General features: G+C 68.8%; 8 protein-coding genes and 2 CRISPR repeat arrays. Of the genes, 1 reads left to right on the forward strand and 7 read right to left on the reverse strand.

What is annotated here, in order from left to right; all coding sequences use genetic code 11:
* Positions 1-373 precede the first annotated feature (373 nt).
* Genes cmr6 through ACN469_RS20840 form a run of 6 tightly spaced genes read right to left on the reverse strand, consistent with a single transcriptional unit; the run spans position 374 to position 7,328 of the window.
* On the reverse strand, positions 374-1,438 hold the full coding sequence (cmr6, locus tag ACN469_RS20815) for a type III-B CRISPR module RAMP protein Cmr6 (RefSeq protein WP_498770477.1): 1,065 nt from the start codon (positions 1,436-1,438) through the stop codon (positions 374-376).
* Positions 1,431-1,844: a type III-B CRISPR module-associated protein Cmr5 gene (locus tag ACN469_RS20820; protein ID WP_498770478.1), complete on the reverse strand. Its 414-nt coding sequence runs from the start codon at positions 1,842-1,844 to the stop codon at positions 1,431-1,433. The genes cmr6 and ACN469_RS20820 overlap by 8 nt, the downstream gene beginning before the upstream one ends.
* Positions 1,841-2,770, reverse strand: a complete 930-nt coding sequence (gene cmr4, locus ACN469_RS20825; protein ID WP_498770479.1) for a type III-B CRISPR module RAMP protein Cmr4 — start codon at positions 2,768-2,770, stop codon at positions 1,841-1,843. Before cmr4 ends, ACN469_RS20820 begins: the two co-directional genes overlap by 4 nt.
* Before the next feature lie 2 nt (positions 2,771-2,772).
* On the reverse strand, positions 2,773-4,017 hold the full coding sequence (locus tag ACN469_RS20830; protein ID WP_498770480.1) for a type III-B CRISPR module-associated Cmr3 family protein: 1,245 nt from the start codon (positions 4,015-4,017) through the stop codon (positions 2,773-2,775).
* Positions 4,014-5,933 carry a type III-B CRISPR-associated protein Cas10/Cmr2 gene (gene cas10 / locus ACN469_RS20835; protein WP_498770481.1) on the reverse strand — a complete coding sequence of 640 codons (1,920 nt, stop codon included), beginning with the start codon at positions 5,931-5,933 and terminating at the stop codon, positions 4,014-4,016. Before cas10 ends, ACN469_RS20830 begins: the two co-directional genes overlap by 4 nt.
* A 3-nt stretch (positions 5,934-5,936) precedes the next feature.
* Positions 5,937-7,328: an RAMP superfamily CRISPR-associated protein gene (locus tag ACN469_RS20840; protein WP_498770482.1), complete on the reverse strand. Its 1,392-nt coding sequence runs from the start codon at positions 7,326-7,328 to the stop codon at positions 5,937-5,939.
* 442 nt (positions 7,329-7,770) lie between these two features.
* On the opposite strand from ACN469_RS20840, the gene ACN469_RS20845 reads away from it, so the two are divergent.
* Positions 7,771-8,625, forward strand: coding sequence for an RpnC/YadD family protein (locus ACN469_RS20845; RefSeq protein ID WP_498770483.1), 855 nt, complete (start codon positions 7,771-7,773; stop codon positions 8,623-8,625).
* Positions 8,626-8,732: 107 nt separating this feature from the next.
* Positions 8,733-10,289: direct repeats of the CRISPR family, unit length 36 nt; unit sequence GTGCTCAACGCCTTCCGGCATCACGGCGAGCGGCGG.
* 362 nt (positions 10,290-10,651) lie between these two features.
* Positions 10,652-11,976: a CRISPR direct-repeat array (repeat unit 36 nt; unit sequence GTGCTCAACGCCTTCCGGCATCACGGCGAGCGGCGG).
* A 351-nt stretch (positions 11,977-12,327) separates the two neighbouring features.
* Here the strand turns inward: ACN469_RS20845 and cas6 are convergent.
* Positions 12,328-12,960, reverse strand: a complete 633-nt coding sequence (cas6, locus tag ACN469_RS20850) for a type I-MYXAN CRISPR-associated protein Cas6/Cmx6 (protein ID WP_498770484.1) — start codon at positions 12,958-12,960, stop codon at positions 12,328-12,330.
* Between the last annotated feature and the right edge of the window lie 95 nt (positions 12,961-13,055).

Raw genomic sequence — 13,055 nt, forward strand, 5'->3', positions numbered from 1 at the left:
TCCGACGGTCATCCAGCTCACTAAAACTCCAGCGCATCTTCCCGTTCAAGCAACTATTCACCTGTCAAAGAGCTTCAAACGAGCGCTGGGGTTCGGCGTTTTGCCCCGAATCCCCTTACATGCCTCCGCCACGCGTCGGTGCTTGAAAGGCCAACACCTCTCAGGACGCGAAACAGCGGCGGCTCCTCCGACCAATCCTCCTGGGAATTGATGGCCCGCCCCCCACTTCACGTACCCGCCGCGCAACCTCATCACCAGCAACACCACGCCTGACAGGATGGCGGCGATCTCCCTCTGGTTCACGCGGAACCGAAGCCGGTCACGCCCCCAAGAGCATCACGCTCCAGACGTGCCACTCCTCGAAGGGCCCTGCTCACGCTCTCCCCATCAGGAGCTGGAGCAGATCCTCGAGATGTTCCTGAAGCTTGGGGCTCTTCACCAGCGCGCGAAGCGCCTGGGCACACTCCGTACGCGCCTCACGCGCCAGTGTCGCCAGCCTGTCGAGCCACTCCGTCTCGAACGCTCCGAGCACCTTGCGCTGCTCCGTCTTCGCCGCGCGCTGCGCCTCCACCCACGCCTTGAACGCGTCCCGCTCCGGCGAGGGTCGCGACACCGCGCGCGGCGGGTTGACGACAACACTCCCCTCGGGTGCCAGCCGCCCATATCCTGCGGCCGTCTTGCCACCCACGCCCCAGTCACGCAGGGCCTCGCACAACCGGTCAGCAGCCCAGCGCAACAGCAAGAGCGTCTCCGCATCCGCCCCCGGGGCCACACTCAGCGCTACGAGGAACCGCCCCTCGGGACGCACGGACAGGAAGGCCACGGGGTTGGGCGACTCGTAGTCGTTGGGCCAGGACTTCGCGTCTCCGTACCAGTTCCGCTGGTGCACCGTGAGAACATCGCGCGCCAGCATCTTCGACTCCGCGCCCTCCTTCCCACGGCTCGACACCCACGGCGCGTCATGGAAGATGACCTGCCCCACGCTCGCTGCTTGGCCGAGTTGCTCGTCCCCGGGCACGCCGAACAGCCGACGACACGCCTCCGCCACCTCGGAGGGCTCGAAGCTCGCGCGCAGGAAGGCCGCGAGCACGCCCTTGAGCGAGGAGCCCGGAATCACCGGCACGCCCCAGGTGTGGTGCAGCGTCAGCCCCACCCCCGTGGGCGAGGCGTTCCCGTGCCCCGCCAACAGCCGGCTCGTCGCCCGCATCGTCACGGAGGCGGTGTGCCATTGGGCCAGCGACTCGCGCCAACGACGGTGCGCCACGCCGTAGTCCTCCGGCTCCCGCGCCGCGTCCATCCAGCTCAGCCAGCGCCGCCACGGCGAGTTGTCTTCCTTCGGCTCGTCGTCCTTCTGGGGCGCATACCGCTCATGGGCCAGCCCCGCATGACTCGGCCCCTTGTCCGTTACACGGGGAAGCCCTCGCAAGGCGTCACGCATCGCGAGCCTCCTTGAACGTGGCCTGGACGGCGCGACGGAACCACACCACCAGCCGCAACATCTCACGCGTGGCCAGCATGTACTCCTCCAGCCCCAGCCCCCGCACCGCACCAGGCAGCGTGTCTCCCGTCAGCGTCGAGGGCAGCCCTGGCAACCGCGCTTTCATAAGCGCCACCGACAGGTCATGGAGCAGCAGCATCGCGGCGTTCGTCTCGAGCGGCTTCGCATCCTTGTCATCCCGCTCCCGCTCCAGGAACGTGAGCGCCGCGGCCAGACCGTCGCGCAGCACCGATGCGCCCAAGCCATGCACGCGCGGCTTGTAGTCCGCCTGGATTCCTGAGGGGACCGCCGTCACGCGGGCATACGCATCCGTGGCCCGCTGCTGCTCTCGCGTCGCGCCGCTCATCGCCGAGCCTCCCCGCCACCGGCCTTCCACGACAACAGCCGGCACCAGCCGCGCCCCACCGTCGCCTTGCCCCCCAACTGGAGCATCGTCCCCTGCCCGCCGAGCGCCGCGTCCAGCACCTCGCCCGCCTCCAGATTGCGCTCCGGATGCCAAGCCCGCGAGGCGGCCATCACCCCCATCAGCAGCGTCTCGGCCGGCAGGCTCTCCTCCGTCCAGAGCTGCCCCTTCGCGGCCGTGCCCGTCACCGGGTCGATGCTCACGCGGGTGTCCACCTGCATCGCCGTCTCCCAGAGGAAGCTCATCGTCTCATCGTCCACCAGCACCAGGCGCCGCGTGAGCATCTCCCGCTCCTCTGTGGGCAGCACGCGCTGGAGCGCCTCCGCCCAGGCCCCGAGCGCCGCGTCGTCCTTCGCGTCCACCTTCAGGTCCAGGTCCTCCAGGTAGACCCGCGCCCCGTCCGCCTGCTGGTGAAGACAGACACAGGACTTCAAGGAGGCCACCCGTGCGCTGTGTTTCGGCAGTGAGGCCACCGGCGGTGGAGCCTCGCCGCCGCCACGGCGTCCACCCCAGTCCCGGCGCGCCAGGGTCAGCAGCAAGGGCGACGTCACCAGCGCGAACGTGCCCACAAAGCTGCGCACCGGCAGCGCGAGCAGCCGCGCGTCCCCCACCACCAGCGCGCCCGCGTACTCACTCGGCTCGTCTCCCGGCGGCCCATTCTGCTTGCGCCGGGGACCGAAGACCGCGTCGGTCCGGACGTTGTCGCTCGCGCTCGCGTCGCGCAGCACGCCCTTGAGCGACGAGCCGGGGATGATGGGGATGCCCGTGGAGCGCATCCGCATCAGCGGCAGGTCGATGACTCCCACGCTCTGCCCCGTGCCCACGTGCAGGGGGGACAGCGCTTGCAGCAGATAGGCTCGGCTTTCCATGCTCACTCTCCACACTCCGGGGGCATTTCCCAGACGCCGGGCAACACCTGCCCGAGCGCCTCGTCGCGACCGCCGCCCCACGAGGCCAGCCACAACGCGCGCAGCTCCTCGGTGGTGAACACGCCACCGCCGCACTTCTGGAAGAAATAGACAGACCCCGCGGGCACCCACCGCCGCGTCGCCCGGGGCTCGCGCTTCACCATGTCCCACGCGGACACGTCCTGCGCCCGAGTCACCAGCGCCGCGCGCAGCACCACCGGCCCCTTCACCCCAGGCAACGTGCCCACGTACTCGGGCGCGCCCCCCTCGGGACACGAGAATCCATCCGGCAACCACCCCCGCTCGAAGCACGCGGGCGTCGCCAGCACCAACCGCAAGCCCCGCGACGGCTCGGGACGGAAGTCGTCAGGACAGGCGAACAGCTCCGCCGTCGAACACTCCACCTCCGTCAAGCGCCTGCGGCCTCCCAGCCCCAGCACTCCCGAGGGGAAGCCCCGCACCGCCTCGCCCTCGGGCTGACTGCACCGCACTCCCAGCGCCCACTCCACCGCGACCGGCGCCTCCGCGCCCTCTCGCTTCTCCAGTCGCAGCAACTCCACGACCTGGCGCGAGTGCAGCATCGTGTCCTCCGCGGTCTGCGTGCCCGGCGCGATGGCCACGTGCACGTCCGTGCGATGACCGGGTCCGGGCGTCGTCGGAGTCGGGACGTCCTCGCGCATCAGCCACGCGAGCATCCGCACCTCGGACCAGAAGGCCGGAGCCTCCGCGGAGGGCTTGCTCATCCTCCCTTCATGGTCGGGACGGGGATGCCACAGCGCCTCGCGGGCCGAATCGTCATCGGGGCCGAGAGAGCTGATGACGCCCTCGGATTCGGGCATCCAGGGACGCAGGCGCTCGACCCTCGCGGGCATGCCCTCCGTGGCATCCACCACCACCGCATCGGCGGGAGCCGGCCACATCCGGTGGTGCGTGGAGAAGGACGCCTCCCCCAGGTCGCGCCGCAGGGCGATGAATCCTGTCAGCGCGAGGCTCGCGGAGCGCTTCTCCCACGCCTCGGGCGTCAGCCGCACGCCCGGCTGCCCCGCCATGAGGTCCTGTCCCCACGCGGCGCGCAGGGCGCCTCGCACCGTCGTGGGCAACGGCCACGGATGCGAGTACCCGCGTCCGATTTCACTCGTGTACCAGCCACGGCCGTCCTTCACGGACAGCCCGTCGCGCGGCAGCAGCGCGAAGCACTCGTCACTCATGCTCCACCTCCCTCTCTGAGCACCAGGTTCCGGCGCGACCGCTCGAGCGTCCCCGCCACCAGCATCCGGTTCACCCACTCGAGCAGCCGCGCGTGGACCTTCGCCCCACCGTCCACCGCCTCCACGTCGAGCCCTCGCAGGCCCACCTCCTCCAGGGTCAGGCCCTTGGCCTTTCCCGACTTCGCGTCGACCGGGGGGTCCTCGGCCCGCCCCTCGGCGCGCGCCAGGATTCGCGCCACCTCGGCCGCCAGCACCCGCGCCTGATCCCGTGACGACGCGGCCTCGACGTTCTCCGGGAAGCGACGCACCATCGCCTCCACCTCGTGCACCTTGCCCAGGGGCAGCAGGTCTCCTCCCAGCAGCGCCATGTCTTGATGCAGTCGGGCCAGCGGCTCGGGGGTGTCACCCTTCGGGGTCCAGCTCGCGGTCCATAACCGCTCGCGCCCCGCATGCTTCGCCACGAGGACCGCGAGCGCGTTGCGCCCCGACTTCTTCGCGGCCTTCTCTGCCCGACGACCCAGGTCCAGCAGTTGCCCGAGGCTCTCCATCACATGGCCGATGCCCAGCCCCACCGACAACGTGGGAACCGATGCATCCGGGTCCGCGACGACTGGCGTCAGGTGCTTCGAGAACGCGGTCGCCAGCGCCCGGGCACACGCGAGCGCGTCCGCCGGACACACGAAGGCGAGGACATCATCGCCCCCCGCGTAGACGAGCATCCCTCGGTACCGCGACTGGACGATGTCACGCGCCTCGTCCGTGAAGCTCGCGAGCGCATGGGAGACCCGACGATGCGCCTCGACGCCCCCTTGCGCAGCCAGACACCGGAGCAGCTCGCCCATCCGGTCCCCGTCGGCGACCAGGCAGGCCACATAGGGAAAGGGAGCCACGGGCATGGCGTCGAGCAGCGGTCGGATGTGCGAGTCCGCGAACCGTTCGGCCTCATGCTTCGCCGCGTTGCGGTCCTCGCCCTCGCGCCACTCCTCGAAGTACGGACGCCAGCGGTCCGGGAGAAGGAGCTGGCCGTCGAACGGGAAAGCGTTCACCCAGGACAGGTCCGTCCGGTGGACAGAAGTGAATCCCCGGTGGCCCGAGCAGGCGCCACGCAGCGCGGAGAGCTTCGCGCCCTGCGTCTGGCTCGCCGTCGCCAGCCAAGCCGCCAGCCCGATGCTCGTCACCGGGACGAACTGGTCCGGCTGGCCGCCCGCGCGCTTGAGCAACCCGAGCGCATCCAGTTCCTCGCGCTCGCCGATGCGCAGCCGCTTCCAGTCTCCAGTCCGAGGACGCTTGCCGCGCAGCACGGACGCGCGTCCACCGTCGAGGCTCGACTTGTGCGTGCCGGCGGGAGGGACCTGGGTCCAGGCCTTGAACTCCCGCAGGCCCCGGCGCGCCTCCAGCGCGGCCTCGGCTTCATCGAGGGCCTCCTGGTACTCGCCGTCGGCCATGGGCGCCCAGGCCGCGTGGAACTCCAGGAAGGTATCGAGCTGTTCGTCCGCCCACGCGTCCGCGCCCTCCGCGAGCAGCGGCCCGCTGTTCTTGCGCACGCGCGCCCACTCGTTCCGAAGAGTGACTCGAGCCGCCTCGCGCGCTTCGCGGGCCACCTTGGCCGCGTCGCCCTTCACCACCGCGAGGACCTTGTTGGGGAAGCCCTTCACCGCCTCGGCATCCGCCAGGGCCTCGTCGGTCTTCGTGGCGCTCTTCGGCTGCGCGCCGGGCTTCGAGGCCGCCGCCTCAAGCTGCCCCGGGTGGGGGAAGATGAGCTCGGCGCCGGCGTCGCGGAGCGCGCACGCCATGGCGCGGCTCAGGCAGGAGAGCAGGTAGCTGCCAAACCAGAGGTCGCGCGTGCGACGGGCCTGGGCGAGGAAGCCCTGCACCGGCCCGACCTTGAGCACGAGCACGTGTGATTGAGTCGTCATGGTCTACGCCTCCCGAGCCTTCTTCGTGTCGCGAAGCCAGGTGAAGAACGCCTCGCGCAGCGACGTCGCGGCGCACAGCGGATTGAAGAGGGGCTGGTCGTCTTTCGCGCGGAGTAGGTCGAAGTCCGCGCGCGTCGCGTCGATGGCGCGGTTCGACTGCACCAGGACGACCTTGCCGCCCTGGGGGTAGCCGCGCTCCAGCCACAGCGCGATGGGCTCGAAGCGACCGTTGGCCAGCGGCATCGCCTTGACGATGAGCGGTGAGGCCAGCCGGTCCTTCGGCTCGCGCTCCCGGTCGCGGACCCACTGGAGCTGCACGTTCTTGGGCTCGGGGGGCTGGTAGGGATTGTCCGAGTCCCGCCGCTTCTGCTGGAAGTGGACGATGATGGGCAGCCCGAAGCCCGCGCGAGGCCACGCGGGGGATTTCGAGTACGCCGAGCGCGGCGCGTGCTCCGCAGGATAGGTGCGCGCGTGGTGACGAATCTTGTCCGCCTCCGGCCAGTTGGAGCGGCCCGCGCGATTGCGCTTGTCTCCGGTGGGGCGTGGGTTGCGCGGACGTTCGCCCTGCACCCCTGTGGTGCCCTGACGGAACGCGCGCAGCCAGCCCAGTGCCTCCAGCCAGGCACTGTTACCGTCAGGCCAGGACTCGTTTCTAATCCCACGCAGGAAACACGCGCCGCGAAGCAGGGGCAGGTCGCTCGGAGTGCCCGCGAGTTCGGGCTGGAGGAGGGGCAGGTCCCCGAAGAGCCGGCGCAGTTCCGCGCGGGCGGCGCTCCTCGGCAGCCATTGCTTGCACTGCTCCTCGGTGGCGAGCGTCACCGTGCCGCAGCCACGACGGGTTCGTGAGCCATACCCACCGAAGAGCACCCACGCGCGGAAGGCGTGGCGGACCTCCGCCGACAGCGCGCCCTCTGGAGCGGAGACCTCCAGGGTGAAGCGCAGGCCGGGCTTCCAGCGGGGCGCGGTGGGGAGCTCTCGCGTGTGACGAGAGGGCCAGAGCGCATAGGACGACGCCTCGTCCTCCGAGACATCGTGAGGGTCCTGCCCGGAGGTAGTGACAGCGCGCACGCACAGGTCCACCTGGGAGCGGCGGGGCTTTTCCTTGCCCAGACTCATGCCGCCCCACAGCTCGCGCTCGCGCTGGGCGAGGTCGAGCCGCTGGGCCTCGCCGTAGCCATGGCCATACAGCGCGCGCCACCAGAAGCGCAGGTGTCCACGCAGCGTGGGCACGCGGATGAGGTCCACTTCGGAGAGCTGACGTGGGACTGGCGCGCCTCCGAGGATGGGCGTGACGGTCTTCAGGTCCACGGAGAAGGTCTCGCGTCGAGGCCCACCGGGCAGTCTGCGCCTCGGGCTCGGGTCCTTGGGTGGCGGGGGCAGGTTCAGGGGCTGCATGAAGACACCTCGGCTCCTCCTCGTCCTGCCGGGGCGGGACGAGGTGGGGGTGAGTGAAGACGCAGGGAGACTTCGCCGGTGGGCCGAGCGAGGGCGCGCGGCTCACAGCGCGCGAACGGCCCCCAGACGTCAGCTACCGTGACAGCAGGAGACCTTCGGGGAGGTCGCCCGGAGGCGGTGGATGAAGCGCGGGGATGGGTGTCGGTGCACATGTCCACCGAGGAAGACGCCAACGCCGCGCGCACCCCTCGCGGCTCCGTGCGTTTTTTCCGGGGTGGCCTGTCGCCACGGCCTGCCGCGATGAACGGAAGCCAGCACGGGTTGCCCGAGCCTCCGCGCAAGTCCCATGAGCGCTGTTCCGCACCGGGGCATCAACGGGCTCACGAACGCGCCCGCCCTACCTGATGGATGTCAGACCCGTGTACTACCTCTCAGGTCCGTCATGAGACCCATCTTCGACCTGGTGCTCCGTGGGCTCGTTCAGCGCCATCCGGAGCAGTTGCTGTTCCTCCTCTTCGGCGAGGGTGCACCGCGCTTCGTGCGTGCCTCGGACACCAGCCTTCCGCAGTCCGAGCGACGCGCGGATGCGGTGCTTGTGGTGGAGACGACCTCGGAGCGCTTCGCAGTGGAAATCGAACTGCAGGCTCAAGCAGACCCGGACTTCGCCCGGAGACTCCTCGACTACACCGTGCGCGTCCATCTGCGCGAAAACCTCCCGGTGTTACCCGTGGTCATCCTCGTGGTCCCCGAGGCGGAAGGTGTCCGTCCTCCCTACGTCATCCGCTGTCAGGGACAACCGAGGCTCACCCTGGATTTCCTGGTGGTCCGTTTGTGGGAGGTGGACTTCTCGCAGCCAGCCCTCCAAGCCGCCACGCCGCTCTTACCGCTCTCCGTCCTTGATGCCCGGGCGGGGCCCGAGCGAGCGACTTGGGCAGAGGCACGTATCCGACAAGCCACCGACCTTTCCACCCACGAGCGACTGGATTTGCTCGTCGTCCTGGGTACCCTGACATCACGCCGCTTCGGCAGCGCTCAGCTCACCCCATCGTTGAGGAACATCATGATGGATTCACCCTTTTGGGAAGAACAGCGCGCCCGAGAAAAGGCTCGGACGCTCATCACCTTCGCGCGCCTCCGGGAGCTGACGTTGCCACCAGAGGCAGAAGAGCGACTGGCCTCGCTTGGCGCGTCCGTCCTGGACCAGCTCATCGTCCTCGCCTTCACCCAGCCGGACTCGGCGTTGGGCGCCCTGCGCGATGCGGCCCGGCCCAGCTCCGGGAGAAGCACACCCTCTTGAAGGGATGGCAGCAACTGCCGCTGGACTCAGAAAGGGCCGTGTCCTTGTCCGGCATCACGGCGAGTGATGGCTGTCCAAGCGGGGACGCTGATTCCAGTGACCTTGATGTGCTCAACGCCTTCCGGCATCACGGCGAGCGGCGGCCGAGGCCGTGGAGCTGCGACCCGGCTTCGCGATGAAGGTGCTCAACGCCTTCCGGTATCACGGCGAGCGGCGGGACTCATGAAAGACATCGCCGGGCTGGTCGAAGAGTGCTCAACGCCTTCCGGCATCACGGCGAGCGGCGGTCGTTTTCAAATCACGTTGCGTTCAGCGCAAGATGCTGAGTGCTCAACGCCTTCCGGCATCACGGCGAGCGGCGGGGCAGCAAGTGTGCTGTCGGTGTCTTGATTCCTCACGGGTGCTCAACGCCTTCCGGCATCACGGCGAGCGGCGGTGGTGAAGCGGGGAGACACCGGACGCCGGGAGTGGTGCTCAACGCCTTCCGGCATCATGGCGAGCGGCGGCTGGGGCGCGAGCTTGACGAACTGGTACGTGCTGTGGTGCTCAACGCCTTCCGGCATCACGGCGAGCGGCGGCTGGAAGCGCTGCGCCCGTTCAAGCCGTTCGCGAAGTCGTGCTCAACGCCTTCCGGCATCACGGCGTGCGGCGGGAGTTCCACGCGGCCACGCGCCAGCCGGCACCCTCGTGCTCAACGCCTTCCGGCATCACGGCGAGCGGCGGATGAGAACCTCGGCGCGCGCAATGACAGCGTTAACCGTGCTCAACGCCTTCCGGCATCACGGCGAGCGGCGGTTCGACAACGAACCCCTGGAGTGGGCCAACTGGCGTGCTCAACGCCTTCCGGCATCACGGCGAGCGGCGGTCACAGAACACCATCGAAGCCAAAGTCTGGGAGACCGTGTGCTCAACGCCTTCCGGCATCACGGCGAGCGGCGGCTCGACGTCGGGCGGGGCCGTCCATGGGATGACCGGTGCTCAACGCCTTCCGGCATCACGGCGAGCGGCGGGGAAAAGGCCCGAGTGGATAAGGCCACGGACTACATCAGTGCTCAACGCCTTCCGGCATCACGGCGAGCGGCGGACGGTGGAAAACCGTTATGGCACGGCGCCGCTCCGGTTGTGCTCAACGCCTTCCGGCATCACGGCGAGCGGCGGGTGTGGCGTGCGACTGCGCCCACGCGACCGAGTGGTGCTCAACGCCTTCCGGCATCACGGCGAGCGGCGGAACTGGTCGTCACGAAGACACGCTGCCCTGCCCTCCAGGTGCTCAACGCCTTCCGGCATCACGGCGAGCGGCGGGCAGGTGCCCGGGGACTACTACCGACGGGCGTGCCTGTGCTCAACGCCTTCCGGCATCACGGCGAGCGGCGGTTGGCGTGTTACCGCTGAAAGTGAAAATCTGAGTGTGCTCAACGCCTTCCAGCATCACGGCGAGCGGCGGACCTTCCATAACTACAAGTACGCGATGGAGTCAGACATGTGCTCAACGCCTTCCGGCATCACGGCGAGCGGCGGGACGACGGGCGAGGTAATCAGGAACTGGATGGGGCGGTGCTCAACGCCTGCCGGCATCACGGCGAGCGGCGGTCCTGAACCTGAACGAAGTGCCGAATGACATCGTGGGGTGCTCAACGCCTTCCGGCATCACGGCGAGCGGCGGTGCGCCGTAGCCGGGAAATCATCAACCGGGGACTCGCGGCGTGCTCAACTGTTGCCGCGCACGCTTTTTGATGGTTCCACGGCGTTCCACGGACCGGCTCGTTGATGGGCACTTCCAGCAAGCGCGCGAAACCACTGGAGTCCATCACGAACGTGCTCGGACGGGTGTCACCGCCGATGATGGCCTCTTCTTGAGGCGATTCCCCTTGGGGAATCGACGGTTGCAGCTTGAGCCGGAGCACGAGGCGGCTCAAGGCTGCCCGGAGGGCACCGCCGCCAGGCGGCCGTAGGGCCTTGAACCGACTCGGGATTCCGGCGTCCATCATCCAGCCGGCTCACCCGTCCATCAACAAGCGTGCTCGGCAACATCAACGCCTTCCGGCATCACGGCGAGCGGCGGTGCTGCAGAAGGACGGGCTTCTTCAGAAGACGTTCTGTGCTCAACGCCTTCCGGCATCACGGCGAGCGGCGGCAGCGCGGGCAGCGAGCCCTTCGCGGCCCCACCGAAGTGCTCAACGCCTTCCGGCATCACGGCGAGCGGCGGTAGCCTCCGTAGGGGTCGTAGCCCTGGTCCTGGGTGCTCAACGCCTTCCGGCATCACGGCGAGCGGCGGGTCGCCTGCGCCTTCTGGAAGCGCGAGGGGCAGGCGTGCTCAACGCCTTCCGGCATCACGGCGAGCGGCGGCTACCTGGAGAGGGAAGCACCTGCCGTCGCCGCGCGTGCTCAACGCCTTCCGGCATCACGGCGAGCGGCGGAACAACCGGCGCGTCCTGCGTCTCCCGAGCATGAGTGCTCAACGCCTTCCGGCATCACGGCGAGCGGCGGCAAATCATCCGCGAGGGGGAAACGGTTGTCTTCCGGTGCTCAACGCCTTCCGGCATCACGGCGAGCGGCGGGGACTCAACCGGCTGGCAGTGGATGCTCGCGCCCATGTGCTCAACGCCTTCCGGCATCACGGCGAGCGGCGGGGTTCGCGGACCCCTCGGACAACACGCGCAAGTCCCTGATGTGCTCAACGCCTTCCGGCATCACGGCGAGCGGCGGGCTGTATTTGAGGTGGAACCATGAGCGCCGAAATGTGCTCAACGCCTTCCGGCATCACGGCGAGCGGCGGTCTCGGAGCGGGCTTCAAGGAAGCGGAGGTCCCCATGTGCTCAACGCCTTCCGGCATCACGGCGAGCGGCGGTCGCTGAGCGAGGCGGGCAAGCTCATGTGGCTGCACCTGGTGCTCAACGCCTTCCGGCATCACGGCGAGCGGCGGACATCGATGGATTTATAGGGTCATCTGATAGTGAGTGCTCAACGCCTTCCGGCATCACGGCGAGCGGCGGAGCCGACTATTCCCGGGCAGAAGCCCAACCGCATCAAGTGCTCAACGCCTTCCGGCATCACGGCGAGCGGCGGTCTTCACCGCCACGTTGGGCAAGACGTCGGTGCAGTTGTGCTCAACGCCTTCCGGCATCACGGCGAGCGGCGGGGGAGTCTCCGCGCGTACCTCTGGCACCCCTACGCGTGCTCAACGCCTTCCGGCATCACGGCGAGCGGCGGCGCCGAGCCCATGCACTGCTGGAAGACCCGCGCGGGTGCTCAACGCCTTCCGGCATCACGGCGAGCGGCGGCCGGACTCGAAAAGAAAAAGTAGCAGGGTGCTTGGTGCTCAACGCCTTCCGGCATCACGGCGAGCGGCGGAGCCGCCCCAGAATCCCAAGCAGTTCCAGCATCTTGACTCCCCCCTTTTCAAGCACCCCCACCCTTCTCGGCGCCATCTCCACCCGCGAGCCATCCCACATCATCCAACCTCCTGAATCTCCAAGCTTTTTCCCCATTCAAGCACCTATTCACCTGTCAAAGAGCCCCAACCCCGCGTTACTCCAGGGCTTTCCGCCCACTTCCCCCATCCCCGCCTCCGCCACGCCGAGGTGCTTGAAAGTCCAATCCCTCACACCCCACTCCCAACGAGCCCGCACTCCACCGTCCCCCAGAAACAAACAATGCCCAGGCGTCTCCGCGCCCAGGCCCGCCTGCTCCCATCTCAAACCCCTACACCGCGCCCGCCACCCCCTGCGGCTCACGCTGCCAGGTCCCCACGCCGACGCGCAGGCGCGTGGGCAGGAACAGTCCGCACCCCATGTGTCGCCTCCCTCCCATCCCCCGCTCCTGCAAGCGCACCGACGCACGCGGCGACAGGTTGCTCAACATCAGCCCATAACCAATTACCTTCTTCCCCGCGATACCCACCACGCGCCGCCGCCCCACGTGCACCGTGGCCTCGCACTCCATCTCCGCCAGGGCCCGCTTCACCGCGCCGCGGAAGCTCGCGTCATCCACCGCGTTCTTGAACGTCACCACCCGCGCGGACAAGGACACCGGCGCCTCCAGCGCGAACACCCGTGGCATCCCCAGCGCCACCTCCCCTCCCCCCACTTCAATCGCAGCGCCCCCCAAAGGCAGCCACACCGGCAGCGCCTCCGTGGGACACCTCACCCGCAGCGTCCCATGACCCACGAGCAGACGCTTCCCGCTCGCCCGAGTCCCTCGCAGATTGAAGATGCCGACGTCCTCGCGCGCATGCAGCCCCGGCAGCCGGTGCGATAGCGCCGAGAACAAAACATACCCATGGTCCAATGGCACCCCACCGCCTCGCGCGGGGTAGACGAGGTCAATCACTGACATGTTCATCCTCGATGGCCCCGCCTCGGCGGGACAGTCCTACGGGGGAGTCCTCGCCCAAACTCCTGACGAGGGCACACAGGTCCCTGCCCCACGAA

Source organism: Corallococcus terminator (assembly GCF_049194865.1).
GTDB lineage: Bacteria > Myxococcota > Myxococcia > Myxococcales > Myxococcaceae > Myxococcus > Myxococcus terminator_A.

What these genes read in the sequence shown, in the direction of transcription:
- cmr6 (WP_498770477.1), bottom strand. Translation starts at nt 1,438, where the DNA reads ATGCGTGACGCCTTGCGAGGGCTTCCCCGTGTAACGGACAAGGGGCCG.
- ACN469_RS20820 (WP_498770478.1), bottom strand. Translation starts at nt 1,844, where the DNA reads ATGAGCGGCGCGACGCGAGAGCAGCAGCGGGCCACGGATGCGTATGCC.
- cmr4 (WP_498770479.1), bottom strand. Translation starts at nt 2,770, where the DNA reads ATGGAAAGCCGAGCCTATCTGCTGCAAGCGCTGTCCCCCCTGCACGTG.
- ACN469_RS20830 (WP_498770480.1), bottom strand. Translation starts at nt 4,017, where the DNA reads ATGAGTGACGAGTGCTTCGCGCTGCTGCCGCGCGACGGGCTGTCCGTG.
- cas10 (WP_498770481.1), bottom strand. Translation starts at nt 5,933, where the DNA reads ATGACGACTCAATCACACGTGCTCGTGCTCAAGGTCGGGCCGGTGCAG.
- ACN469_RS20840 (WP_498770482.1), bottom strand. Translation starts at nt 7,328, where the DNA reads ATGCAGCCCCTGAACCTGCCCCCGCCACCCAAGGACCCGAGCCCGAGG.
- ACN469_RS20845 (WP_498770483.1), top strand. Translation starts at nt 7,771, where the DNA reads ATGAGACCCATCTTCGACCTGGTGCTCCGTGGGCTCGTTCAGCGCCAT.
- cas6 (WP_498770484.1), bottom strand. Translation starts at nt 12,960, where the DNA reads ATGTCAGTGATTGACCTCGTCTACCCCGCGCGAGGCGGTGGGGTGCCA.